This is a genomic window from Novosphingobium ovatum (assembly GCF_009909235.1).
GTDB classification, from domain to species: Bacteria; Pseudomonadota; Alphaproteobacteria; order Sphingomonadales; family Sphingomonadaceae; genus Novosphingobium; species Novosphingobium ovatum.
Window position 1 is genome coordinate 447,185 of the sequence record NZ_JAAAPO010000003.1, and the last position, 24,439, is coordinate 471,623.

General features: G+C 66.2%; 21 protein-coding genes. All 21 read left to right on the forward strand.

The features are described 5' to 3' along the window. Positions 1 to 90 precede the first annotated feature (90 nt). The 21 genes from GTZ99_RS09720 (at position 91) to GTZ99_RS09820 (ending at position 24,435) form a co-directional block, all read left to right on the forward strand. The gene (locus tag GTZ99_RS09720) at positions 91 to 408 is read left to right on the forward strand and encodes a 2Fe-2S iron-sulfur cluster-binding protein (protein ID WP_161718256.1); all 318 of its coding nucleotides are present in this window, start codon (positions 91 to 93) and stop codon (positions 406 to 408) included. Positions 409 to 572: 164 nt separating this feature from the next. Beyond that, positions 573 to 1,577 carry a cysteine synthase A gene (locus GTZ99_RS09725; protein ID WP_161718258.1) on the forward strand — a complete coding sequence of 335 codons (1,005 nt, stop codon included), beginning with the start codon at positions 573 to 575 and terminating at the stop codon, positions 1,575 to 1,577. Positions 1,578 to 1,597: 20 nt separating this feature from the next. Next, on the forward strand, positions 1,598 to 1,930 hold the full coding sequence (locus GTZ99_RS09730; protein ID WP_161718260.1) for a hypothetical protein: 333 nt from the start codon (positions 1,598 to 1,600) through the stop codon (positions 1,928 to 1,930). 526 nt (positions 1,931 to 2,456) lie between these two features. After that, complete coding sequence (locus tag GTZ99_RS09735; protein WP_320076665.1) at positions 2,457 to 2,954, forward strand: division/cell wall cluster transcriptional repressor MraZ; 498 nt, start codon at positions 2,457 to 2,459, stop codon at positions 2,952 to 2,954. Next, complete coding sequence (gene rsmH / locus GTZ99_RS09740; RefSeq protein ID WP_161718262.1) at positions 2,951 to 3,946, forward strand: 16S rRNA (cytosine(1402)-N(4))-methyltransferase RsmH; 996 nt, start codon at positions 2,951 to 2,953, stop codon at positions 3,944 to 3,946. The genes GTZ99_RS09735 and rsmH overlap by 4 nt, the downstream gene beginning before the upstream one ends. After that, positions 3,943 to 4,488, forward strand: a complete 546-nt coding sequence (locus GTZ99_RS09745) for a hypothetical protein (protein ID WP_161718264.1) — start codon at positions 3,943 to 3,945, stop codon at positions 4,486 to 4,488. The genes rsmH and GTZ99_RS09745 overlap by 4 nt, the downstream gene beginning before the upstream one ends. Before the next feature lie 11 nt (positions 4,489 to 4,499). Then, positions 4,500 to 6,287 carry a peptidoglycan D,D-transpeptidase FtsI family protein gene (locus GTZ99_RS09750; protein ID WP_161718266.1) on the forward strand — a complete coding sequence of 596 codons (1,788 nt, stop codon included), beginning with the start codon at positions 4,500 to 4,502 and terminating at the stop codon, positions 6,285 to 6,287. Continuing rightward, entirely contained in the window at positions 6,284 to 7,774 is a 1,491-nt protein-coding gene (locus GTZ99_RS09755) for a UDP-N-acetylmuramoyl-L-alanyl-D-glutamate--2,6-diaminopimelate ligase (RefSeq protein WP_161718268.1), read from the forward strand. Before GTZ99_RS09750 ends, GTZ99_RS09755 begins: the two co-directional genes overlap by 4 nt. After that, positions 7,774 to 9,249, forward strand: coding sequence for a UDP-N-acetylmuramoyl-tripeptide--D-alanyl-D-alanine ligase (locus GTZ99_RS09760; RefSeq protein WP_161718270.1), 1,476 nt, complete (start codon positions 7,774 to 7,776; stop codon positions 9,247 to 9,249). The genes GTZ99_RS09755 and GTZ99_RS09760 overlap by 1 nt, the downstream gene beginning before the upstream one ends. 18 nt (positions 9,250 to 9,267) lie before the next feature. Beyond that, positions 9,268 to 10,341 carry a phospho-N-acetylmuramoyl-pentapeptide-transferase gene (gene mraY, locus GTZ99_RS09765; protein ID WP_161718272.1) on the forward strand — a complete coding sequence of 358 codons (1,074 nt, stop codon included), beginning with the start codon at positions 9,268 to 9,270 and terminating at the stop codon, positions 10,339 to 10,341. Beyond that, a complete protein-coding gene (gene murD / locus GTZ99_RS09770) occupies positions 10,338 to 11,726 on the forward strand; it encodes a UDP-N-acetylmuramoyl-L-alanine--D-glutamate ligase (RefSeq protein WP_161718274.1) in 1,389 nt (462 codons plus the stop codon). Before mraY ends, murD begins: the two co-directional genes overlap by 4 nt. 4 nt (positions 11,727 to 11,730) lie before the next feature. Next, on the forward strand, positions 11,731 to 12,987 hold the full coding sequence (locus GTZ99_RS09775) for an FtsW/RodA/SpoVE family cell cycle protein (RefSeq protein ID WP_161718276.1): 1,257 nt from the start codon (positions 11,731 to 11,733) through the stop codon (positions 12,985 to 12,987). 10 nt (positions 12,988 to 12,997) lie between these two features. After that, a complete protein-coding gene (gene murG, locus GTZ99_RS09780) occupies positions 12,998 to 14,176 on the forward strand; it encodes an undecaprenyldiphospho-muramoylpentapeptide beta-N-acetylglucosaminyltransferase (RefSeq protein ID WP_161718277.1) in 1,179 nt (392 codons plus the stop codon). Beyond that, on the forward strand, positions 14,173 to 15,582 hold the full coding sequence (gene murC, locus GTZ99_RS09785) for a UDP-N-acetylmuramate--L-alanine ligase (protein WP_161718279.1): 1,410 nt from the start codon (positions 14,173 to 14,175) through the stop codon (positions 15,580 to 15,582). The genes murG and murC overlap by 4 nt, the downstream gene beginning before the upstream one ends. Beyond that, positions 15,582 to 16,508, forward strand: coding sequence for a UDP-N-acetylmuramate dehydrogenase (murB, locus tag GTZ99_RS09790; protein ID WP_161718281.1), 927 nt, complete (start codon positions 15,582 to 15,584; stop codon positions 16,506 to 16,508). Before murC ends, murB begins: the two co-directional genes overlap by 1 nt. Next, positions 16,509 to 17,480: a D-alanine--D-alanine ligase gene (locus tag GTZ99_RS09795; protein WP_161718283.1), complete on the forward strand. Its 972-nt coding sequence runs from the start codon at positions 16,509 to 16,511 to the stop codon at positions 17,478 to 17,480. Then, entirely contained in the window at positions 17,477 to 18,742 is a 1,266-nt protein-coding gene (locus tag GTZ99_RS09800; protein WP_161718285.1) for a cell division protein FtsQ/DivIB, read from the forward strand. The genes GTZ99_RS09795 and GTZ99_RS09800 overlap by 4 nt, the downstream gene beginning before the upstream one ends. Continuing rightward, entirely contained in the window at positions 18,742 to 20,025 is a 1,284-nt protein-coding gene (gene ftsA, locus GTZ99_RS09805) for a cell division protein FtsA (RefSeq protein ID WP_161718287.1), read from the forward strand. Before GTZ99_RS09800 ends, ftsA begins: the two co-directional genes overlap by 1 nt. Before the next feature lie 136 nt (positions 20,026 to 20,161). Further along, entirely contained in the window at positions 20,162 to 21,772 is a 1,611-nt protein-coding gene (gene ftsZ, locus GTZ99_RS09810; protein ID WP_161718289.1) for a cell division protein FtsZ, read from the forward strand. Positions 21,773 to 21,831: 59 nt separating this feature from the next. Then, a complete protein-coding gene (locus GTZ99_RS09815; protein WP_161718291.1) occupies positions 21,832 to 23,751 on the forward strand; it encodes an SPOR domain-containing protein in 1,920 nt (639 codons plus the stop codon). A gap of 177 nt (positions 23,752 to 23,928) precedes the next feature. Beyond that, positions 23,929 to 24,435: a type III secretion system chaperone family protein gene (locus GTZ99_RS09820; RefSeq protein ID WP_161718293.1), complete on the forward strand. Its 507-nt coding sequence runs from the start codon at positions 23,929 to 23,931 to the stop codon at positions 24,433 to 24,435. Positions 24,436 to 24,439: the final 4 nt, after the last annotated feature.

Below are 24,439 nucleotides of genomic sequence, written 5' to 3' on the forward strand. Positions count from 1 at the left end.
ATTGACCGAAACGTCCGGTTGCCAAACGCGCCGCGTACCGATAGCAGCCTGCCAAAGCCTGTGGGAAGGCGCAAAGAAAGGATGACAGCAATGCCGAAGCTGGTTGTGATCGATCTGGCAGGTGAGGAAAAGGAAATCGAGGCGGGCGTTGGCCGCACCGTGATGGAAGTGATCCGTGACGCCGGTTTCGACGACATGCTGGCGCTGTGCGGCGGCTGCTGCTCTTGCGCCACCTGCCATGTGCATATCGACCCTGCGTTCGCGGCCAAGCTGCCTGCGATCAGCGCCGATGAGGACGATCTGCTGGACAGCAGCGACCACCGCGACGGCAATTCGCGCCTGTCGTGCCAGCTGCCCGTGACCGAGGAACTGGACGGTCTGCGCGTGACTCTGGCCAAGCCGGACTGATCGCGCGGCCCAGGGCCTGCGCATATGTTGAACGGGAGGCGGCCTTGGGGCTGCCTCCCGTTTGGCGTTTCTGGCGGGTGTTCGGGTGCGTGCGTGGCCGTTGTTTACCCCCATAAAGCGCAATTGCATTGCAGCCGCGCGGGCCAATCCCTATTGCATTGCGCATGACTGTTGTTTCCGCCCGCTCGTCCTCGATCGATCTGATCGGCAATACCCCGCTTGTCCTGCTGCAAGGCCCCAGTGAGGCCGCCGGTTGCGAGATCTGGGGCAAGTGTGAATTTGCCAACCCCGGCGCCAGCGTCAAGGACCGCGCCGCGCTGTGGATCCTGCGCGACGCGATCGAGAGCGGCGCATTGCAGCCGGGCGGCACGATTGTCGAGGGCACGGCGGGCAACACCGGCATCGGTCTGGCGCTGGTGGCCAATGCCTATGGTTTCCGCACGATCATCGTCATGCCCGAAACGCAAAGCCGGGAGAAGATGGATACCCTGCGCGCGTTGGGGGCCGAACTGGTGCTGGTGCCGGCCGCGCCTTTCAGCAATCCGGGCCATTTCGTCCACACCAGCCGCCGTCTGGCCGAAGAGACCGAGGGCGCCGTCTGGGCCAACCAGTTTGACAATATCGCCAACCGCCGCGCCCATATCGAATCGACTGCGCCCGAGATCTGGGAGCAGATGGAGGGCCGCATCGACGGTTTTACCTGCGCCGCTGGCACGGGCGGCACGATCGCTGGCGTCGGGCTGGGGCTCAAGGCGTTTGACGAGAGCATCCAGATCGCCCTGACCGACCCGCATGGCGCGGCGCTGTACAGCTATTTTACCCATGGCGAACTGAAGGCCGAGGGCACCAGCGTTGCCGAAGGCATCGGGCAGGGGCGGATCACCGCCAATCTGGATGGCGCGCCGATCGACACGGCTTTTCGCGTTTCGGACGAGGAGGGGCTGGAATGGGTCCGCCGCCTGCTGGCCGAGGAAGGGCTGGCGCTGGGCCTGTCGAGCGGCATCAATGTCGCGGGCGCGGTCGAACTGGGCCGCAAGCTGGTGGCCGAGGGCCGCGAGGATCCGCGCGTTGTCACCATCCTGTGCGACACGGGTTTTCGCTATCTCTCGACGCTGTACAATCGGCAATGGTTGGAAAGCAAAGGCTTGCCAGTCTTCCCCTGGCTCTAAGCTTGGTGTAGCATCCCCCCATGGACAGCAACGCCCATGGTTCGCTGGTCGAGATGGCCGGCGCCCCGCAATATGCGGTTGAGCCCCCCTTGCGCGAGGTGCGGGCCCATATGGTGCAGCGTTTGCAGGTCGGTCTGTTCGGGCTGGCGCTTATGGTGCTGCTGGTGGGGCTGGCCAATATCATCCTGCAACATGTGCAGGTGACGTCCTCGCCCACCACCGCCCCCGCGGTCAGCAGCACCGGATCCACCGGCGGGTCAACCGATCCGCTGGCCGATATTGGCGTGGTGCCAGCCGCCGATGGGGCCAAGCGCCCGCCCGCCACGCATAGCGCCTCGGGCCCGGCGCGCTGATCGGCTGCTGACGGGCGCGCCGCGCCGGTTGGGCACCTCCTGTTTTCCTTTGATGGTGTCTGTTGGCGGCGATGCTTTTGGCATGGCCGCCGCAGTGATTCGCGCGTGATCCGGGTGGGATGCGGGAAAATGCGGGAAATGCCCTTTTGCACTCGTTTGCGAAGCTGCGGGAAACTGCGGGAAAGGGCCTGTTTGGTCGCCAAAACCACGGAAAACCGCGTAGGAAAATGCCTGAAATACGGCCTTTTCCGTAAAGGGCATGGGGTGTCCGTTAACCTGTGATTGTCTGCGCTTGTCAAAAAATACCGTTATGAATCAGTGGTGTGATTGCTGCCTGTGCACAATGTGGCAGGATTTCCCGCATTGTGGCTTTCCTGCCCGCCCGTGAATCGGTACAACATCCATATCGGCAATAGATTCACGGCGCCCGCAGGGGGTGGCCGGTGGCCTTGCTCACGCATCGCTTCCGGCGGCGGGAAGCTGTTGCCGGTGTTGTGGGGCTTTATCCAAACGGGGTGGAAACGGGGTGACTGGGCTGCCGGTCATGTTCAGCGGACAGGGCTTTTCACCCAAGGGTGACAAGGAGCGCTTCGTGCTGCCCGCCGCCTTCCGCAAGGCCGTCACCGAAAGCAGCGGCAACAAGGGCCTGATCCTGATCGCCAAGCATGACAAATGGCCCTGCCTGACCGGCTTTGGCCTGTCGCGCCGCGACACCTTCCCCGCCCAGATCGACCGCGAGGAAGAAATGGCCGCCCGCAATGGCCTGCCGTTCGACCGTGATCTGCGCTTTTTCCAGCTGTATGACTGCGCCGAGGTGGCCTTTGACGGGTCGGGCCGTTTCATCATCCCGGCCCATCTGCGCAGCCTGGTGGGTATTTCCGACGCGATCTATTTTCAGGGCTCGGGCCCGTTCATCACCTTGTGGTCGCCCGAAGTGCTGGCCGCGCAGGACGGCCCGCAATGGGCCAGCGCGCAGGCCAATTGCACCAGCCTGATCGCCGAAGCCGGAAAGACCCGCAAATGAGCCGCGCCGACACCCCCGACACCATCGGCACCACCCTGCTGGACGCGATCCCGCAGGACGCTCCGCATATTCCCGTGCTGATCGATCCCGTGGTGGCCGCGCTTGCCCCGGCGGCCGGGCGGGTGATTGTCGACTGCACGCTGGGGGCGGGGGGCTATACTCGCGCGCTGTTGGCGGCAGGCGCGACCGTCCATGCCTTTGACCGGGATCCTGATGCCATTGCCGCCGCACGCGCATGGGGGGCGGATTACCCCAACCTGATCCTGCACGCCCGCCGCTTTTCCGAAATCGCCGATTCGCTGAACGAGGCGGGCGTTGATCAGGTGGACGGCATCGTTGCCGACATCGGCGTTTCCAGCATGCAGATCGACCAGCGCGCGCGCGGCTTTGCCTTTGCCAGCGATGGGCCGCTGGACATGCGCATGTCGCAGGACGGCCCCAGCGCCGCCGATTTCTGCAACACGGCCGATGAGGCCGACATTGCCGATGTCCTGTTCCGCTATGGCGAGGAGCGTCAGTCGCGCCGTGTCGCGCGCCATATCGTCGCCGCCCGCCCGCTGGAGACGACAGGGCAACTGGCCGCCGTCGTGCGCAAGGCATTGGGCCATCGCCCCGGCGCGCCCAAGGACCCCGCCACCCGCAGCTTTCAGGCGATCCGCATCCATGTGAACGACGAGTTGGGCGAACTGGAGACGCTGTTGGCCAGTGCCGAACATCTGCTGCGCGCCGATGGCGTGCTGGCGGTAGTCAGCTTCCACAGCCTTGAGGACCGCATCGTCAAGCAGTTCCTGGCCGATGCCAGCGGCAAGGCTGCGGCCACCTCGCGCTATGTGCCCATCGCGGCGAGCGCCGCGCCCGCCATCTATACCCAGATCAGCAAGGCCGTCCGCCCGAGCGAGGCCGAACTCGACCGCAATCCGCGCGCCCGCTCTGCCACCTTGCGCCACGCCATCCGCTCGACCGCTCCTGCCCGTCCCCGGAGGACCCGATGAACCTGACCCGCGATCGTATGCACACCATCGGATGGGGCATGGCCCTGTCGATGTGTTTTGGCGTGACGATGGTGCTGACGTTCTGCGTCAATGCGGTCAAGCAGCAGGTGCGTCTGGCCGATCGCCAGATTGTCCAGCTTCAGCGCGAGACGACTTTTCTGGAGACCGAGTTCGAGGCGCGGGCGAGCCACGAGCGGTTGCAGGCCTATAACGCGACCGAGTTGGGCTATGAGGCGCCGCTGGCCGCGCAATTCATCGGTGACGAGCGCCAGTTGGCTGCCGTCGACATGCCTCGGCACGAGGGTGGCCCGACGCCGATCCGCGTGGCGGCGGTCGATCTGTCCGCTGGCGAGGCCCGCGCGCTGCCCGCGATGGTCTCGCCATTGACCGGCAAGGTGCTGGGCGGGGATGACGATCAGGGCGGCGGCCATGCCGACAGCACCACCCGGCACAAACCACTCAAGCCCGGCGATCTGGGCGCACGCCTGTCGCGCACCGCCGATCAGTCGCATGGGATTGCGGGCCGGGGGACGCGCGAATGAATGCTGCGGCGATGAACCTGCCCCATGGTGCGGCGCTGGCGGCACGGCCGACCTTCAATGCGGTGATTTCCTCGGCGCGCACGGACATTGTCCATGTGCGCCGTCATGCCATCACGCAGGCGCGGCTCCGCGCGCTGTGGGTGCTGCTGGGCTTTTTCCTGCTGACGGTGGTGGCGTTGGCGCGCATCACCCATCTGGGCTTTTCCGATGGGGTGCGGCCGGTATCGGATGCCGATGGCGTGCTGATCCCCGCCCGCGCCGATATTCTGGACCGCAATGGCGTACCGCTGGCGCGCGCGTTCCAGTCGTATCAGTTGCTGTTCAACCCCAGCACCATGACCGAAGGCCCGCCGCTGATCCGCTCTCCGCGTGAAGTGGCCGAGGCGCTGGTCAAGATTTTCCCCGACGCCGATGTCAACGAGCTGACCGAGAAGCTGGCGCGCGGCAAGATGACCGTGCTGCGCGAACGGATCCTGCCCGAAGAGGCCAATCTGGTGCACGCGCTGGGCGAACCGACGCTGGAATTTCCGCGCGTCGACGAACGCTTCTACCCGCAGGGCACGCTGGCCGCGCATGCGCTGGGCTATATTGACCGCGATGGTCAGCCCCAACTGGGCATGGAGCGCGCGCTCAACCGTCAGCTCTCGGACATGGCCACGCGGGCCACGCCGCAGGTGCTCTCGATCGATTCGCGGGTGCAGGGCGCGCTGGAGGATGAATTGCACTGGGGCATGGCGCGTTCGAACGCCCGCGCCGCCGCCGGCATCGTGCTGGACGTGGAAACGGGCGAAGTGGTGGCGATGGCCTCTGCGCCCACGTTCAACCCCAACCAGTTGAAGCCGCAAGACGTCGATGGCCGGTTCAACCCCATCGGTCAGCCCTATACCTATAACCGCGTGACCAATGCCCGCTATGAGGTGGGCAGCGTGATCAAGCCGATCACCGTGGCCAGCGCGATTGACGCGGGCGTCATCACCAATCTGGCCCGCCGCTATCCCGCCGGGTCCGAGCGCGAGGTGGGCGGCCACGTTGTCCATGACACGCATGACTATGGCGCCTCGCTGAACATTCCAGAGGCCTTGGTCCACTCGTCCAATATCGTGCTGGCACAGGTGGGGATGGAACTGGGCCCCAAGTCGATGATGAGCACGTTCCGCAATCTGGGCTTTGCCGAATTGCCCGCGATTGAACTGCCCGCCCGTCAGCGCCCCGAATTCCCCCGTGGCGAACGAGACGGGTTGTGGTCCAACGTGACGACGACGGTGGCGGCCTATGGCCATGGCTTTTCGATCACGCCGCTGCATCTGGCCAGCGCCTATGCCGCGCTGGTCAATGGCGGAATCTGGCGTCCGGCCACGCTGATGAAGGTCGCGCCGGGGCAGGTCCCCGCCGGCCACCGCGTGTGGCAGCCCGCCACCAGCGCGCGCCTGCGCCAATTGTTGCGCACGATCGTGCAGACCGGCACCGGCCGCAAGGCGGACGCCGCCGGATACCGCGTGGGCGGCAAGACCGGCACCGCCGAAGTCAGCCAAAATGGCCGCATCTACAAGGATCGGGTGATTGCGACCTTTGCGGGCGTTTTCCCGATGGACCGTCCGCGCTATGTGGTGATCGCCATGATCGAGGAACCCAAAGCCACCGCCCAGACTGGCGGCCGCACCGCAGGCCTGGTGGCCGCGCCGGTCGTTGGCCGTCTGGTGCCGCGCATCGCGCCATTGCTGGGCATCTTGCCCGACACCACGCGCGACATTGACATCAAGGATGTGGCTCCGCTGATCGCGGACGGGAACGGCGAATGAGGCTGGCTGATCTGATGGCGGCGGCCGGGTTGGCCGCTCCTGCCAGTGGCGGCGGGGCGCAGGTCACCGGATTTGCCATCGACAACCGCAAGGTGGCGCCGGGCAATGTGTTTGGCGCTTTTGCGGGCGCCACTGTCAATGGTGAGGATTTCATTCCGCAGGCCGTTGCGGCAGGGGCCATTGCCGTGGTGGCCGCGCCCGGCGCGCCATGTGCCGATGTGCCGCTGATTGCTGACGCCGCGCCGCGCCGTGCCTTTGCCCGGTTGGCCGCGCCGTTCTACGCGCCTTTCCCCGACACCATCGTCGCCGTCACCGGCACCAATGGCAAAACCAGCACGGTCGAGATGCTGCGCCAGATCTGGCGCATGGGCGGCCATCGCGCCGCCAGCATCGGCACGCTGGGCATCACCACCCCGGACGAGACGACCTATACCGGGCTGACGACGCCTGACATCGTCACCTTTCTGGGCAATCTGGCGGGGCTGGCCAAGGAAGGCGTCAGCCATGTCGCCTATGAGGCCTCCAGCCACGGCTTGTCGCAATACCGCAACGAGGGTCCGCGCGTGTGCGCCGGGGCCTTTACCAATCTGTCGCGCGACCATCTGGATTACCACGCCACGATGGAGGACTATTTCGCCGCCAAGATGCGCCTGTTCACCCAAGTGGTGGCAGATGAGGGCGCGGCGGTGATCTGGGCTGATGACGAATGGTCGGACCGCGCCATCGCCGTGGCGCAAGATCGCGGCCTGAAGGTCATGACCGTGGGCGCGGGTGGCGATGCCATCCGTCTGATTTCGGCCACGCCCGGCCATCTGGGGCAGGCGCTGGTGCTGGTGGTTGATGGCGCGGAATACCGCATCACGCTGCCGCTGATCGGGGCCTATCAGGTGGCCAATGCGCTGGTCGCTGCGGGGCTGGCGCTGGCCAGCGGCCTGCCGGCCAGCCAAGTGATCGACGCGCTGACCCGGCTGCAACCCGTGCGAGGACGGCTGGAGCGGGCCTGTCTGAACCGGGCTGGCGCTGCCGCCTATGTCGATTATGCCCATACGCCCGATGCGCTGGCGGCGGCCATTGCCGCGCTGCGCCCGCATCTGGGCAGTGACAAGGGGCCAGAGGGCCGCTTGATCGTGGTCTTTGGCGCAGGCGGCGACCGTGACGCGGGCAAGCGGCCGGACATGGGCCGCATTGCCGCCGACATGGCCGATGTGGCGATCATTGCCGATGACAACCCGCGTGGCGAGGACGCCGCCGCCATCCGCGCCGCGATCCGCGCCGGTATGGGCGATGCGCGGGCGCAAGTGCACGAGATTGGCGACCGCCGCGAAGCCATCGCCGCCGCGATGCGCATGGCGCAGGCGGGCGATGTTATCCTGATTGCGGGCAAGGGCCACGAACAGGGCCAGATCATTGGACGCGGCGCGGATGCGCGCGTTCTGCCTTTTGACGATTGTGTGGTGGCGCGCCAATGCGCCGGGGAGACAGCGTAATGAGCAACCGGGCGCAGGTCATGGACTGGCCGCTTCAGACCGACGATACGCGCTCACTGGCGCTGTGGAGCGCGGCAGAGATCGCGGCGGCAACCGGCGGGGTGGCTTCGGGTGACTTCCTGATTTCCAATGTCGCCACCGACAGCCGCGAAGTGATCGAGGGTGGGCTGTTTGTCGCCATGCGCGGCGAGGCGATGGATGGTCACAAATTCATCCCCGCCGCCTTTGAACGGGGCGCGGCTGCCGCCATTGTCGAGCATCCGGTCGATGTGCCCCATGTGCTGGTCAAGGACAGCTTTGCCGCGCTGCAGGCGCTGGCCGCCGCCGCCCGCGCCCGCATCGGGTCGGAAACCAAGGTGATCGGCGTCACCGGGTCAGTCGGCAAAACCAGCGTCAAGGAGGCGATCTTTGGCGCGCTGGACCGTTCCAGCATGGGCCGCGCCCATCGCAGCGTCAAAAGCTATAACAACCATGTCGGCGTGCCTTTGTCGCTGTCGCGGATGCCGGCGCAATCGCGTTTTGCCATTTTTGAAATGGGGATGAACCACGCGGGCGAAATCGCCGGGCTGACCACGCAGGTGCGCCCGCATGTGGCGGTGATCACCAATATCGCCCCCGCCCATATCGAAAATCTGGGCAGCGAAGAGGCGATCGCCGACGCCAAGGCCGAGATCTTTGACGGTGTGGTCGAGGGCGGCACCGCCGTCATCCCGGCCGACAGTCCGCATTTCGAACGGCTGCGCGATGCCGCGATGCTGCGGGGCTTGCGCGTTGTCTCGTTCGGGCGGGGGCGCCATGCCGATGTGCGCTTGCTCGACGCGCTGGCGGCGCCTTCGTATGACGGGCGCGCGGGCGGGTCGCTGGTGACGGCCGACATGGGCGATGTGCGCCTGTGCTATACCGTTGCCGCCGATGGTGAGCATTGGGTGACAAATTCGCTGGCGGTCATGGCCGCGGTGCGCGCGGTGGGCGGCGATCTGGGCGCGGCGGGGCTGGCGCTGGCCGAGATGCCGGGCATGGCCGGGCGCGGCGCGCGGGTGGATATCACCGTGGCCGATGGCGGCATCGCTCATTTGATCGACGAAAGCTATAACGCCAATCCCGCCTCGATGCGCAGCACGCTGGCGGTGCTGGGCCATACCCATGCCCGCCGCCGCATCGCGGTGCTGGGTGCGATGAAGGAACTGGGCGATTTCGGCCCCGGCCTGCATGCCGCGCTGGTTGATCCGGTGCGCACCGCAGAGGCTGATTTTGTCCTGCTGGTTGGCGCCGAAATGACGCCTTTGGCCGAGGAATTGGGGAAATTGCCTAAATCGGCGCTTGGCAAGAGCATGGCCATCGCGCATTGCCAGAACACCGACGAGGCGCGCAAGATTCTGGCCGACTATGGTCTGGCCACGGGCGATGCGATTCTGGTCAAGGGGTCGAATTCGGTCGGTTTGGGGGCCTTGGTGGCGTCGCTGGCCGCAAAATAGGACATAGCCGGAAACACAATGCTGTATCTGCTCGCCCAATTTTTCCATTTCCCCGGGGTCGCAAACCTCATCCGTTATCAGACGTTCCGCGCGGGCGCGGCATTGGCCACGGCCTTGATCATCGGTTTGGTGATCGGTCCGCGGTTCATCGCCATGTTGCGCGTGCGGCAGGGCAAGGGGCAACCCATCCGCGAGGACGGGCCCAAGACCCATCTGGCCAAGCGCGGCACGCCCACCATGGGCGGGCTGATGATCCTGATCGCGGTGGTGGGTTCGGTGCTGTTGTGGATGGACCTGTCCAATCCGCTGGTCTGGGCCTGCATGGCGGTGACGGTCGGCTTTGGCCTGATCGGGTTCCTGGACGACTATGACAAGGTCAAGAAGCGCTCGACCGCAGGCGTGTCGGGCAAGGCGCGTCTGGCGGGTGAATTCGCCATTGCGGGCGTGGCCAGCTGGATCATGGTCAACCACATCGGCGCAACCGACCTCTATCTGCCCTTTGTCAGCAAGATCTATATTCCGCTGGGACCGGTCTATTTCCTGTTCTCGGCCTTTGTCATCGTGGGGGCGGGCAATGCCGTCAACCTGACCGACGGGCTGGACGGGCTGGCCACCATGCCGGTGATCATCGCGGCGGGCACTTTTGCCATCATCGCCTATCTGGCGGGGCGGGCTGACTTTGCCGGATATCTGGGCATTCCGCATGTGCCGCGCGCGGGCGATCTGGCGATTTTCTGCGCCGCGATCATGGGCGCGGGGCTGGCCTTCTTGTGGTTCAACGCGCCGCCGGCCGCCGTGTTCATGGGGGACACCGGCAGCCTTGCGCTGGGCGGGGCATTGGGCGCGATCGCGGTGGCCAGCCACCACGAGATCGTGCTGGCCATTGTGGGCGGCCTGTTCGTGTTCGAGGCGGTCAGCGTGATCATCCAGGTGTTCTGGTACAAGCGCACCGGCAAGCGGGTGTTCCGCATGGCCCCGGTTCACCACCATTTCGAGCAGAAGGGCTGGGCCGAATCGACCGTTGTTATCCGTTTCTGGATCGTCGCCATCGTGCTGGCGCTGATCGGCCTTTCGACGTTGAAGATCCGATGATCACCTGCGGTCTTTTTGCCGGGCGGCGTTATGCGGTGCTGGGGCTGGCCCGGTCGGGGCAGGCGGCGGTGGCCGCGCTGTTGGCCGGTGGCGCGCATGTCACCGCATGGGACGCGCGCGAGGAACCGCGCGCCGCCATTCTGGCCGCAGGGCCGGGCGATGCGGGCGGGGTGCTGGAACTGGCCGATCCTTGCGCGATGGACCTGACGGGCTTTGCCGGCGTGGTGGTATCGCCCGGTGTGCCGATCAACCGGCATCCGATTGCTGACGCGGCACGCAGCGCCAATGTCCCGCTGATCTGCGATATCGAGCTGTTTTCCCAATGCCGCATGGCGCTGCCTGACCATCGCGTGGTGGGCATCACCGGCACCAATGGCAAATCCACAACCACGGCGCTGATCACCCATCTGCTGACGCAGGCAGGGGTGCCGGCGCTGATGGGAGGCAATATCGGCCTGCCGATTCTGGGGCAGGACCCGTTGCCCGCTGGCGGCGTCTATGTGCTGGAACTTTCCAGCTATCAGATCGATCTGACGCTGCGGCTGGATTGCGATGTGGCGATCCTGTTGAACCTGTCGCCCGACCATCTGGACCGCTATGACGGGTATGAGGGCTACGCCGCGTCCAAGGCGCGGCTGTTCGGGATGCAGGCGATCGGCCATCTGGCGCTGGTGGATTACCGCGCCGAGATGGAGGACGACATCATGCGTCTGGCCCCCGATGGTCAGCCGTTCACCTTTATCGACGCGATCGATCTGCCGGGCGATCAGGCGCAATGGCCTTCGTTGCAGGGGCCGCACAACCGCGCCAACGCGCAGGCGGCGGTGGCGGCGGTGCGCCATCTGGGGCTGGATGACGCGGTGATCGAGGCGGGGCTGAAAAGCTTTGTCGGGCTGAAGCACCGGATGGAGCGTGTGGCCGAGGTGGGCGGCGTTGCCTTTGTCAACGACTCCAAGGCGACCAACCCGGCCTCATCGGCGCCGGCACTGGCCGCTTTCCCGCCGCGTGACGGGCACAAACGGGTCCACTGGATCTGTGGCGGCCTGCCCAAGGGCGATGATCTGGACGATTGCGCGCCGTGGTTCGGCAATGTCACGGCGGCCTATACGATCGGCGATGCGGGGGCGCGGTTTGCCGAATTGCTGTCACCCTATATGCCGGTGTCGCGGTCGGAAATGATGTGCGAGGCGATCCGTCAGGCGATTGACGCGGCGGTGCCGGGCGATGTGGTGCTGCTTTCGCCCGCCTGCGCCAGCTTTGACCAGTTCCGCGATTACGAGGCGCGTGGCGATGCGTTCCGCCAGATCGTCGAGGTGTTGACCAGCGAGGAGGGCGCGGACGCCAATTGTGACGCGCTGAACGCCACCACCGCCAAGGGCGCGTAAGCCCATGGCCGGGTCGCCCCCTCCCGCCGCCAGCGAACAGGCGCCCTATGTGCCGGGCACGCCGCGCACCGCCACGGGCGGATTGGCGCGGCGGCGCGGGGAATGGGCGATCTGGTGGCGCGAGATCGACCGGCCGCTGTTGTTGTTGATCATCGCGCTGATGGGGATGGGGACACTGGCGGTGGCTGCGGCCAGCCCGGCCAGCGCGCGCCGCCTGTCCACGGCCAAGACGGCGCTGCCCGACCTGTATTTCTTCTGGCCGCATCTGCGGTGGCAGATCATGGGCTTTTTGGCGATGATCGGCGCATCTCGGCTTAGCCGCGAACACGCGCGGCGGGCGGGGATCATCCTGTTTTTCCTGATGCTGGCGGGGCTGTTCGCGGTGTTTCTGCCAGGTATCGGCAGCACGGTGAAGGGCGCGCGGCGCTGGATCAATCTGGGCTTTTCGCTCCAGCCGTCCGAGTTCCTGAAACCCGCCTTTGCCATCGCGTTGGCCTGGGTGCTCTCGTGGAAACTGCGGGATGCCAAATTGCCGGTGATGCTGATCAGCACGGGGCTGATGGCGCTGGTGGCGGCGCTGTTGATGGCGCAGCCCGACTTTGGCTCGACGGTGCTGTTTGCGTCCGTGTGGTTTGTGCTGATGCTGTTGTCGGGCCTGCCGACTCGCTGGATCGGCGGGGTGGCGGTGCTGGGCGCGGTGGGGGTGGCGGCGGCCTATATGCTCTACGGCAACGCGCGCAACCGCATCGATGCCTATTTCATCCCCTGCCTGCCCACCTCGTTCGATCAGGTGTGTCTGGCCAAACGCACGTTGATGAGCGGCGGGTGGACCGGCACCGGCCTGTGGCTGGGCACGCGCAAGCTGGGCCTGCCCGAGGCGCATACCGACTACATCTTCTCGGTCATGGGCGAGGAGTTTGGCCTGTTGATGTGCGCGCTGGTGGTGGCGCTGTATTTCGCGGTGGTGGCGCGGGTGCTGATCCGTCTGGCCGAAGAGGAAGACCTGTTCACGGTGCTGGCCGGTGCCGGGTTGATCGCGCAATTGGGCGGTCAGGCCTTCATCAACATTCTGGTGAACCTGCAACTGTTCCCTTCAAAGGGGATGACATTGCCGTTGATCTCCTATGGCGGGTCGTCCACGGTGGCGTTGTGTCTGGGGGTTGGTTTCCTGCTCGCCATTACGCGGCGAAATCCCTATCTGACGCATGATCCATTTGCGCCCAAGGGGGGGCTTGCCAACCCGATGGGACTGTTCAAGTGAGCGTTAGACGATGACCAATGTGACGCGACACTATGTTCTGGCCGCCGGGGGGACTGGCGGCCATCTGATTCCGGCCTTTGCCCTGGCGGCAGAGCTGGAGGCGCGCGGCCACCATGTCGCGCTGATCACTGACGCGCGCGGGGCGGCCATTCCGGGCAAACCGGCGGGGCTGACGGCGCATGTGCTGCCGGCCGGGCGGCTGTCGGGGATGAACCCGCTGGGCTGGCTGCGGGGAATCCGCGCCATTCTGGAGGGGCGGCGCATGGCGCTGCGCCTGTTTGACAGTTTCCAGCCCAGTTGCGTGGTGGGCTTTGGCGGCTATCCGGCGCTGCCCGCGCTGTTGGCGGCCACCAGCGCGGGCATCCCCAGCGTGGTGCATGAACAAAACGCCGTGCTGGGGCGGGTGAACCGGTTCTTGGCCGGGCGGGTGAATGCCATCGCCACCGCCTATCAGGAGGTGGAACGCCTGTCGCAATCCCACGCCGCCAAGGTGACCTGCGTGGGCAACCCCGTCCGGGCCGAAGTGCTGGGATTGCGCGACGCGCCGTTCCCGCCATTCACCGCCGATGGCTTGCTGCGGGTGCTGGTGACCGGCGGATCGCAGGGCGCGCGGGTGTTGTCAGAGGTGGTGCCCGATGGGCTGGCGATGCTTCCGCCCGCGCTGCGCACGCGGTTGCAGGTGACGCAGCAATGCCGTGCCGAGGATATTGACGCCGTGCGCCAGCGTTACGCCACCCATGACATTCCGGCCGAACTGGGCACCTATTTCGAGGATATGGCCGAACGTCTGGCCGATGCGCATCTGTTCATCGGCCGCGCCGGGGCCAGTACCATTGCCGAACTGACGGCGGTAGGGCGGCCAGCGATTCTGGTGCCTTTGCCCATCGCCACCGACGACCATCAGGCCGCCAACACGCGCGAGATTGTCGCGGCGGGCGGGGCGCGCGCCATCCGGCAGGAAAAGTTTACCGCGGTGGAACTGGCCAAGCAGATCCAGGCGCTGGCCATGCGGCCCGAAACGCTGGCCAATGCCGCGCATGCGGCGTGGAATTGCGGCTATCCGCATGCCGCGCGCGATCTGGCCGATCTGGTCGAAGGGTTTGGCGGTGCGCCGCTGATGGATGTGATCCGCGTGGCGCGCGCCAGTGACGCGCGGGCCGAACAGGCAAAAGGGGAACAGGTCGCGTGAAGGGTGTAGGCACCGATATTGGCATCATCCACTTTGTCGGCATCGGCGGCATCGGCATGTCCGGTATCGCCGAGGTGATGGCCAATCTGGGCTATCAGGTGCAGGGCAGCGACATCGCCGAGGGCTATGTGGTCGAGGGGCTGCGCAAGCGCGGGATCACCGTGTTCATCGGCCATGCGGCGGAAAACGTGGGCGATGCGGCGGTGGTGGTGACCAGCACCGCGGTCAAGCGTGACAATCCCGAGGTGGTGCAGGCGCTGGAAAACCGTATCCCGGTGGTGCGCCGCGCCGAAATGCTGGCCGAACTGATGCGGTTGAAGAACACCGTGGCGGTGGCTGGCACCCATGGCAAGACGACGACCACCAGCATGGTCGCCGCGCTGCTGGACGCGGGCGGGGTGGACCCGACGGTGATCAACGGCGGCATCATCAACGCCTATGGCTCGAACGCGCGGTTGGGTGAGAGCGAGTGGATGGTGGTCGAGGCCGACGAGAGCGATGGCTCTTTCCTGCGGCTGGACGGGACGATCGCGGTTGTCACCAATATCGATCCGGAACATCTGGACCACTATGGCTCGTTCGACAAGGTCAAGTCCAGCTTTATCGAGTTCATTGAAAACGTGCCGTTTTACGGCGCGGCGGTGCTGTGCATCGACCACCCTGAGGTGCAGGCCGTCATTGCCAAGGTGCGCGACCGCCGCGTCATCACCTATGGCTTTTCGGCGCAGGCCGATGTGCGGGGTGAGAATGTGACGCCATACCCGGGCGGCAACCGCTTTACCGCCGTGCTGCGTCAGCGCGATGGCAGTTTCCGCCGGATCGACAATATCGAACTGCCGATGCCCGGCCGCCACAACGTCCAGAACGCGCTGGCGGCGGTGGCCGTGGCGGTGGAAATGGGTGTGGCCCATGACATCATCCGTACCGGCTTTGCCAAGTTCGGCGGGGTCAAGCGCCGCTTTACCAAGGTGGGCGAGGTGGATGGTGTCACGATCATCGACGATTACGGCCACCATCCGGTCGAAATCCGCGCCGTGCTGGCCGCCGCGCGTGAGGGTGTGCAAAACCGCGTCATCGCCGTGGTGCAGCCGCACCGCTTTACCCGGTTGCGCGACCATATGGATGACTTTGCCGGGGCGTTCAATGATGCCGACATCGTCTATGCCGCGCCGGTCTATGCGGCGGGGGAACAGCCGATCGAGGGCATCGACAGCGCCGCCATGGTCGAGGGGATCAAGGCGCGTGGCCACCGCAGCGCGCATCTGATCGCCGGGGGCGACGCTTTGGCGCAGACGCTGGCCGGCGTGGTGCAGCCGGGCGACATGGTTGTGTGTCTGGGCGCGGGTGACATCACCAAATGGGCCGCTGGCCTTGCCGCTGCAATTTCCGCGCACAAGGGGGCGTGATGGCCTTTGAATCGGTTGGCCAGATCAGTGTTGCGGGCAAGCTGACGGCGAACGCGCCGCTGGCGCCGCTGGTGTGGTTCAAATCGGGCGGCACGGCGCAATGGCTGTTCGAGCCCAAGGATACCGCCGATCTCTGCGCCTTTCTGGAGCAACTGGCGCCCGATGTGCCGGTGATGGCGCTGGGGCTGGGCAGCAATCTGATCGTGCGCGATGGCGGGGTGCCGGGCGTTGTGGTGCGTTTGGGTAAGGCTTTCGCGCGGGTCGAGGCGCTGGACGCCACCACGCTGAACTGTGGCGGCGGGGCCAGCGGCATTCTGGTGTCCAGCACGGCGCGCGACCATGGCATTGCGGGGATGGAATTCCTGCGCTCGATCCCCGGCACAGTGGGTGGGTTCGTGCGGATGAACGGCGGCGCCTATGGCCGAGAGGTCAAGGACATATTGATCGATTGCGATGTGGTGATCCGTTCGGGCGAGATCGCGACGCTGCCCTTGTCCGAACTGGGCTATACCTATCGCCATTCCGATCTGGTGGATGGCTGCATCGTGGTGGCGGCGCGGTTCTGTGGGGAACCGGGCGATCCGGCCGCCATTCAGGCCGAGATGGACCGCATCAGCGCCTCGCGCGAGGCCAGCCAGCCCCTGCGCAGCAAAACCGGCGGCAGCACGTTCAAGAATCCCGATGGTGGAAAGGCGTGGGAACTGGTGGATAAGGCGGGGTGCCGAGGCTTGACGCTGGGCGGCGCGCAGGTGAGCGAGAAGCACACCAATTTCCTGATCAACACCGGGGACGCGACCAGCACCCAGATCGAGGCTTTGGGCGAGGAAGTCCGCCGGCGCGTGCGAGAGCAATCGGGCGTGAGCCTTGAATGGGAAATCAAGCGGGTGGGGCTGTCGGCCCCGGCCCAGACCAAGGATGATGAGTAAGTGATTGAACCCAAGCCTCATGTTGCCGTGTTGATGGGCGGCTGGTCCAGCGAGCGCCCGGTCAGCTTGATGAGCGGCAATGGCGTTGCCGATGCGCTGGAAAGCCGCGGCTATCGCGTGACGCGGATCGACATGGGCCGCGATGTGGCGGTGAAACTGGCACAGGCCGCGCCTGATGTGGTCTTCAACGCGCTGCACGGCGCCCCCGGTGAGGATGGCACGGTGCAGGGCATGCTGGACCTGATGGGCATCCCCTATACCCACTCTGGCCTGACCACCAGCGTGATCGCCATCGACAAGGAACTGACCAAGCGCGCTTTGGTGCCGCAGGGCATTCCGATGCCGGGCGGGCGTTTGGTGCGTTCGGACGACCTGTATGCGGGCGATCCTATCCCGCGCCCCTATGTGCTGAAACCGGCGGCAGAGGGCAGCAGCGTGGGCGTCGCCATCGTCACCGACGAGAGCCATTGCGGCAACCCCATCCGCCGCGACGCCGAAGGGCCGTGGCAGCATTTCCCCGAGCTGATGGCCGAACCCTTTATCCGGGGGCGCGAACTGACCACGGCGGTGATGGGCGGGGCAGATGGGCCGCGCGCGCTGTGCGTGACGGAGCTCAAGCCCAAGAGCGGCTTTTACGATTTCGAGGCGAAATATACCGACGGCATGACCGAGCATGTCTGCCCCGCCGATATCCCGGCTGATGTGACGCAGGCGTGCCTTGATCTGGCGCTGCGGGCGCATGTGCTGCTGGGCTGCAAGGGGGCCAGCCGCAGCGATTTCCGCTGGGACGACAATCAGGGCGTTGAGGGGCTGTTCCTGCTGGAGGTCAACACCCAGCCGGGGATGACGCCGCTCAGCCTGGTGCCTGAACAGGCCAAGCATTGCGGCATGGATTACGCCACGCTGGTCGAGGCGATTGTGGCCGATGCGCTGAACGGCGGGGCGCAGGTCAAGGGGGCCGACAGCGCATGAGCCAGAAGCTGAAACGGGGAGGGACCAACGCCCGCCGTACCGCCGCCCGCGCGCAGTCCGCGCGCAAGGTGCAGGCGGCCAAGGCGCGCACCGGTTCGGCGCTGGATCAGGCGATGGCTCTGGTGCCGGTGTCGGAAAAGCAGCTGTACCATTTTCTGGTCGTGCTGATCCTGACCGTTTCGGCTGTTTTGGCATGGGTGGTGGCCAGTTTGATGGGCCTGCCCGAAATGGTGCAACAGCACGTCACCCACCTGACCGCGCAGGCCGGGTTCGAGGTGCGCAAGGTGGTGGTCCACGGCGTCAAGCATCAGAACGAACTGGCGATTTACGACCGCGTGGATGGCGTGCTGGAGGCCCAGCACAGTCGGTCGATGGCGGCCGTCGATCTGCCGGGGTTGCGCGATCAGATATTGGCGCTGCCCTGGGTGGCCGAGGCGCGGGTGTCGCGGCAATTGCCCGATACGCTGGTGATCGAGATCGAGGAGCGAAAGGCCCATGCGGTGCTGCGGGTGCGCGATGCCGAGGGGAGCCATCTGTCGCTGATCGACGCCACCGGGCGCGAGCTGGAGCCGGTGAGCGAGGCCGACGTCAAGGGGCGGTTGGTGCTGGCCGGTGATGGCGTGGGCACGCAGGTCGCCGCGCTGGCGCAATTGATGGAGGCCGCGCCTGCAATCCGTCCGCAAGTGGCCGAAGCCGAATGGGTGGGCCACCGGCGCTGGAACCTGACATTCCGCAACAAAAAGCTGCTGGAACTGCCTGAAGGCGATGGCGAATCGTCCAAGGCGCTGATGGCCTTTGCCCGGATGGACGGGACGTTGCGGTTGATGGACCGCGAATATGTCGTGTTCGACATGCGTGTCCCGCCCAAGATCTATATGCGCAAGCCCGGGACGGGTGAGGGCGGCGAGGCCGATGGTCTGGCGCAGGGAGGTGCCGGTGCGGCGCCCGTGGCGCAGGAGTCGGGACAGGCGGGCGCCGTGGCGGCCGCGCCTTTGGCCGCGGTGGCGCGTGTGGCGCTGTCTGAACCGCGCCCCTCGGAAAAGCCGGCAGACAAGCCCAGGGATGTGGCCAAGCCCAAGGACGCGCCGAAGAAGGACGCGCCGAAGAAAGATGCGGCAAAGCCCAAGGACGAGCCCAAGGCCAAGGAAAAGCCCAAAGTCGCGCCCAAGGGCAAGGAAAAGCCCAAGGACGCTCCCAAGGATAAGGCAAGGCCCAAGGACAAGCCCAAGGCGGAACCGGCCCATCGCAAGGAGGCGCGCTGATGGCTGTGCCGCCACGGATCACGCATGTGTTTGGCGCGGTCAACATCGGCTCGTTCCGGGTATCGGCGATGATTGCCGGGCGCACCGAAAATGGCGACATTCTGGTGATGGGCAGCGCCCATCGCGCGGCGCAGGGGGTAAAGCGTGGCTATGTCACCGACATGCATGCGGCCACCTATGCCGTGCGCGATGCCATTGAAAAGGCCGAGAAGATGGCCAACACCAGCATCTCGTCGGTGTGGATTGGCTGCTCGGGCGCGGGGCTGGCCAGCCGGATTGCCCATGTGGAAAGCGACATGGGCGGCCGCCGGATCGAGCCGGAGGATATTGACCACCTGTTGGTGTCGGCGCGCGATGTGATCCAGCCGGAGGGGCGGATGGTGCTGCATGCGCAGCCCGCGCATTACACGCTGGACGGGGCACATGGTGTCGCCAATCCCAAGGGGCTGCATGCCGAGCGCCTGGGGGTCGACATCCACGTCATGCTGGCCGATGGCGCGCCGATCCGCAATCTGACCGAGGCGGTGCAGAACGCGCATTTGCAGGTCGAGGCGGTGGTGGCCAGCCCGATCGCGGCGGGCCTGTCGGTGCTGTCGGCCGAGGAGCGCGAGTTGGGCGTGGCGCTGGTCGAATTTGGCGCTGAGGTGACGACGGTATCGGTCCATGCGGCCGGGCTGTTGCTGGAGCTGGCGACGATCCCGATGGGGTCGGGTGACATTACCGATGCCATCGCCGCCCATTTCGGCATCCGCCGTTTTCAGGCCGAGCGGTTGAAATGCGTCAATGGATCGGCGCTGGCCAGCCCGGCCGACCATGGCGAGATGATCCCGGTCCACGGCCCCGGCGAGGAAATACCCGGCCAGCACGCCCGCCATGCCGATGACAAGAACCGCATCCCCCGCGCCGAACTGATCAGTGTCATCACGGGCCAACTCAGCGTTTTGCTGGACGAGGTGAACAAGGTGCTCAAGCGGCTGGGCTTTGTCGGGGCACGCGGCGCGCAGGTGGTGTTTACCGGCGGCGGGGCGGAACTGGCGGGGCTGGCCGATTTCGCGCAAGGCGCGCTGGGCCGCCCGGTGCGCATCGGCAAACCCGTCGGCATTCGCGGCTTGGCCGAGGCGCATGCCACGCCCGGCTATTCCACTTTGGCCGGTCTGATCCTCTATGCCATCGACGAGCCGATCGACATTCGCCAGATTGGTCCGTCCTATGTTCGGGGTGGGCGGCACTCTGGTCTTGGTTTGTTCGCACGGCTGTGGCACGCGATTAAGGAATATTTCTAGGATTAGCCGCAAAATGGCAGATTTCTGCCGCTGCGTTGTGGACAAATGTTAAAAGGGCTTTGATTCGCCAACTCGGTTTGTGCATTTTCATGCGTCAGGGGTGCGCTCAGTGGGCGTAACTCCACAGGAGAAGGCAATGAGCATCAATATCGGTCCGCCCGCTGTTGAGGAATTGCGTCCGCGCATCACCGTCATCGGTGTGGGCGGCGCTGGCGGGAACGCGATCGCCAACATGATCCGCGCCGAGATTGAGGGCGTGGATTTTGTTATCGCCAACACCGACGCGCAGGCGTTGAACAATTCGATCGTTCAGCACCGCATCCAGCTGGGCCCCGACATCACGCAGGGTCTGGGTGCCGGTTCGCGGCCCGAGGTCGGGCGCGCGGCGGCCGAGGAAACGCTGGCCGACATCGACCGTTTGCTGGAAGGTGTGCACATGGTGTTCATCGCCGCCGGCATGGGCGGTGGCACCGGCACGGGCGCGGCCCCCGTTATCGCCAAGGCGGCGCGGGAAAAGGGCGTGTTGACCGTTGGTGTGGTGACCAAGCCGTTCCTGTTTGAAGGCACGCGCCGCATGCGCGCCGCCGAAAGCGGGATCGAGGAGCTGCAAAAGCACGTCGACACGCTGATCGTCATTCCCAACCAGAACCTGTTCCTGGTGGCCAAGGCCGAGACGACCTTCAAGGAGGCGTTCCAGCTGGCCGATGAGGTGTTGCAGCAGGGTGTGCGCTCGATCACCGACCTGATGGTGATGCCGGGCCTGATCAACCTTGACTTTGCCGACGTGCGCTCGGTCATGGCCGAGATGGGCAAGGCGATGATGGGCACTGGTGAGGCCGAGGGCGAAAATCGCGCCTTGTCCGCCGCCGAAAAGGCGATTGCAAACCCGCTGCTGGACGGCGTGTCGATGCAGGGCGCCAAGGGGGTGATCATCTCGATCATCGGTGGCGACGACATGAAGCTGCTGGAAGTCGACGAGGCCGCCAACCACATCCGCGAGTTGGTCGACCCGAACGCCAACATCATCTGGGGCAGCGCGTTCAACCCCGACCTTCAGGGCAAGATCCGCGTCTCGGTGGTGGCCACCGGGATCGAGCAGACCGCCCAGCAGGCCGAGGATGCCTCGCGTCCGTTCTCGATGCAGGCCTCGCGCGGGCCGGTGCGTCCGCAGGCTGGCGGGCTGCCGGGCTTTGCCGCCGCCGCGCCGCAGCCCGCACCGGTCGCACAGCCGGCCCCCGTGCCGCAGCCTGCGCCGATGCCTGAACCTGCGCCCTATATCGCGCCGGAACCGGTTGCGCCTGTGGCCCAACCCGCGCCGCAGCCCGTTCCTCAACCCGCCCCGGCACCGGTCTTTACCGCGCTGACGCCGCCTGCGGTAGAGGAGCCGCTGGATCTGGGTGAGGACTTCCCCGCGCCGCCTGCGCGCGCCTATCAGCCGCAGTCTGCGCCTGTGCCGCAGGCGGCTCCCGCGCCGCGTCCGCGCGCGCCGCAGGATGAGCTGTTGCTGGACGCCAGCCGTCTGGTGGAGGATGACGCGCCGATGGCGCCGCGTCGTCGGCCGCTGGTCCCCGGTGGCCCGACGGCGCCGACGGAGGAACCTGCACGCGCGCCTTCGGGCGGCACGCTGTTCGAGCGGATGGCCAATCTGGCCGGTCGCCGCAAGCCCGAGGATGACGACGGCGGCGATGACGGTGATGGCGGCGCGATCAGCATTCCGCGCTTTCTGGGTCGCCAGAACAACCAGTAACGGGGCCGGGGGGCTTACCAATCGCCCGCAGGCCGGGCGAGAGCATGGTGTTGCGTTGAATGGGTAAGCGTTTCGAGCGTTATGGTATGGTCCAAACGGGGTGGGCGTCACTGGCGCCTGCCCCGGCTTTGTTGTCGGTGTTGGCGATGGTGCTGACGCCGGTGGCGCCCGCGTTGGCGCAGGATGCGCCGATCGATCCGCCCGGCGCGGTGGTGCAGCCTATCGCGCCGGTGAATGATGCCGGGCAGCGGCTGCATGCCGCGTTGAGCCAGTTGGCGCGCAGCCCTCAGGATACCGAGGCTTTGCTGGCGGCTGGTGACGCTGCGCTGGCGTTGGGCGATGTGCAGGCGGCGATCGGCTTTCTGGCACGGGCGGACCGGGCTTCGCCCAACAATGGCCGCGTGCTGGTCACCTATGCCAAGGCGCGTTTGCGCGCGCAGGACCCGGTGGCGGCGATCACCCTGTATGACGCGGCGGCGCGGCTGACTCCGCTGAACGCCGAGCAATTGTCGGACCGTGGGCTGGCGCATGATCTGGTCGGCGACAACCTGATGGCGCAGCGCCTGTACAAGGAAGCGCTGGCCAAGGGGGCGCCTGACGAAACCGCGCGCCGTCTGGCGTTGAGCCTGGCGATGATCAATGATCGACGCGGGGTTGAGGTGGTGCTGGCCCCGTTGCTGCAAAAGAACGACCGGTCGGCGTGGCGCATTCGCGCCTTTGCCTATGCGATCATGGGGCGCGAGGAGGAGGCGGTGCAGATCGTCAATTCCACCATGCCGCCCGAACTGGCGCAGGGCATTTCACCCTATTTGCGTTATTTGCGGCGGCTGACCCCGGCGCAGCAGGCGGCGGCGGCCAATCTGGGCCAATTCCCGCAGGCCTCGCAGATCGGGCAGGATGATCCGCGCATCGCCAGCTATGTCGCGGCGCATAATATTCAGCGGGTGACCATGGCTGAACCCGCGCTGGCCGCGGCCGCCACGGCCAAGCCCGATCCGCGCAAGGGCCGCCGCGCCCGCGCATCGGCCGAGGCTGACGGTGGGGAAGGGGGCGTTGCGCCGCCGGTGCCGATGCCTTCGCGGCAGGTCGATACGGTGCAGCCGACCCGTCTGGCCGCCGCCGTCACGCCCACGCCGCGCGCCGCGCCCGTCCCGGCGCCCGAGCCGCAGCCTGAACCCAGGCGCGATGCGTCCTCGCGCGTGGCGGTGGTCAGCCTGTCGGCTCAGCCCGCGCCGCAGTCAGTGTCCGCGCCCCCGCCCGCTCCGCCGCCGGTGTCGGCACAGGGTGGTCCGGGCTTTGCCGCTTTGGGGGGGACAGGTGCTGCGCCGGAGCGGCCGGTGATGGGGCCGCCGGTGCCATCGGGCGAATCGGGCGTGGTCGCGCCGCCGGTGGTGCAGCCTTTGCCCCAGCCTGCGCCTGAAACCGTGCCGCCGCCCGTTGCCTTGCCCGCGCCAGAGGTGGTCGCGCCGCCGGTTGCGCCGCCTGCCGTGGTCACGCCGCCGCCGGTGGTCACGCCGCCGCCCGCACCCGCCCCGCGCCCCGCGCCCAAGCCTGCCGCCCGCCCCAGCTTTAGCGATGCCTTTGGTGCGCTGTTGGCCGATGAGGCGCCGCGCACCGCGCTGGTTCCGGCATCGGGGGCGGTCGACATCCGCAAGATCCAGCCCGCGCGCCCCGCGCCCAAGGCGCCGCCGCCGCCCGCGCATCCCAGCCGCATCTGGGTGCAGATGGGCGTTGGACGCGACCTGTCGCGCATGGCGTTCGACTGGCGCCGCTTTACCAAGGAAGACCCCGAACTGGCCCGTGGGCGCAAGCCGTTTTCCTCGGATTGGGGGCGGACAAACCGCCTGCTGATCGGCCCGTTCGAGACTGAGGCGGCCGCCAAGGCCTATGCGGAAAAGCTGCACAAGGCGGGCCATGATGACGCGCATGTGTGGTTGAGCCCGGCCGGCCAAGTGGTCGATCCGCTGGAGGCCAAGTAAACAGGGGTAGGGGTTTTGTCTGATTATTCGGTCAAGACCCCCTTATCCACAGGCTGTGAACAGGCTTGTTTGGTTATGCGCAAGCTGTTGTAGAACCGGCATTGTGTAAAACTTCAGCCCGCGCAATTTCTATGACTTGGGTCAGACAAAAGGCGCGCCAGGGTCGGAACAATGGTGATGAGGCAGGAACGCAGCGATTTCTCACGGCATGACGAATGCCCGCCGGTGGAGATGCTTGGCCAATTGTTCGAGGCGCGCGGTTGGTCGTACGAGTACGTCACCGAGGACGAACTGACCGGCGAAGTGCAGGGCAGTTGGGCCAATTACCAACTGCGGGCGATCTGGCGCTCAGAGGACAACGTCCTGCAATTGCTGTGTCTGCCAGACATCCGCGTGCCGGAGGACAAACGCGCCGCGATGTTCGAGGTGCTGGGCCTGATCAACGAGCAACTGTGGCTGGGCCATTTCGACGTGTGGAGCAGCACGGCGATGTTGCTGTACCGCCATGGGCTGATGCTGGGCGATGACGGCATGCTCAGCCTCAGTCAGGCGCAGATGCTGATCGAGGTGGCGGTCGAGGAATGTGACCGGTTCTACCCCGCGTTCCAGTTCATCCTGTGGGGCGACAAATCGCCGCAGGACGCGCTGGCCTGCGCTCTGGTTGACGCGGCGGGGGAAGCGTGATGGC

Bases quoted from the DNA above. Each gene is read 5' to 3' on its own strand.
- GTZ99_RS09720 (WP_161718256.1), top strand. From the start codon at position 91: ATGCCGAAGCTGGTTGTGATCGATCTGGCAGGTGAGGAAAAGGAAATC.
- GTZ99_RS09725 (WP_161718258.1), top strand. From the start codon at position 573: ATGACTGTTGTTTCCGCCCGCTCGTCCTCGATCGATCTGATCGGCAAT.
- GTZ99_RS09730 (WP_161718260.1), top strand. From the start codon at position 1,598: ATGGACAGCAACGCCCATGGTTCGCTGGTCGAGATGGCCGGCGCCCCG.
- rsmH (WP_161718262.1), top strand. From the start codon at position 2,951: ATGAGCCGCGCCGACACCCCCGACACCATCGGCACCACCCTGCTGGAC.
- GTZ99_RS09745 (WP_161718264.1), top strand. From the start codon at position 3,943: ATGAACCTGACCCGCGATCGTATGCACACCATCGGATGGGGCATGGCC.
- GTZ99_RS09750 (WP_161718266.1), top strand. From the start codon at position 4,500: ATGAACCTGCCCCATGGTGCGGCGCTGGCGGCACGGCCGACCTTCAAT.
- GTZ99_RS09755 (WP_161718268.1), top strand. From the start codon at position 6,284: ATGAGGCTGGCTGATCTGATGGCGGCGGCCGGGTTGGCCGCTCCTGCC.
- GTZ99_RS09760 (WP_161718270.1), top strand. From the start codon at position 7,774: ATGAGCAACCGGGCGCAGGTCATGGACTGGCCGCTTCAGACCGACGAT.
- mraY (WP_161718272.1), top strand. From the start codon at position 9,268: ATGCTGTATCTGCTCGCCCAATTTTTCCATTTCCCCGGGGTCGCAAAC.
- murD (WP_161718274.1), top strand. From the start codon at position 10,338: ATGATCACCTGCGGTCTTTTTGCCGGGCGGCGTTATGCGGTGCTGGGG.
- GTZ99_RS09775 (WP_161718276.1), top strand. From the start codon at position 11,731: ATGGCCGGGTCGCCCCCTCCCGCCGCCAGCGAACAGGCGCCCTATGTG.
- murG (WP_161718277.1), top strand. From the start codon at position 12,998: ATGACCAATGTGACGCGACACTATGTTCTGGCCGCCGGGGGGACTGGC.
- murB (WP_161718281.1), top strand. From the start codon at position 15,582: ATGGCCTTTGAATCGGTTGGCCAGATCAGTGTTGCGGGCAAGCTGACG.
- GTZ99_RS09800 (WP_161718285.1), top strand. From the start codon at position 17,477: ATGAGCCAGAAGCTGAAACGGGGAGGGACCAACGCCCGCCGTACCGCC.
- ftsA (WP_161718287.1), top strand. From the start codon at position 18,742: ATGGCTGTGCCGCCACGGATCACGCATGTGTTTGGCGCGGTCAACATC.
- ftsZ (WP_161718289.1), top strand. From the start codon at position 20,162: ATGAGCATCAATATCGGTCCGCCCGCTGTTGAGGAATTGCGTCCGCGC.
- GTZ99_RS09815 (WP_161718291.1), top strand. From the start codon at position 21,832: ATGGGTAAGCGTTTCGAGCGTTATGGTATGGTCCAAACGGGGTGGGCG.
- GTZ99_RS09820 (WP_161718293.1), top strand. From the start codon at position 23,929: ATGAGGCAGGAACGCAGCGATTTCTCACGGCATGACGAATGCCCGCCG.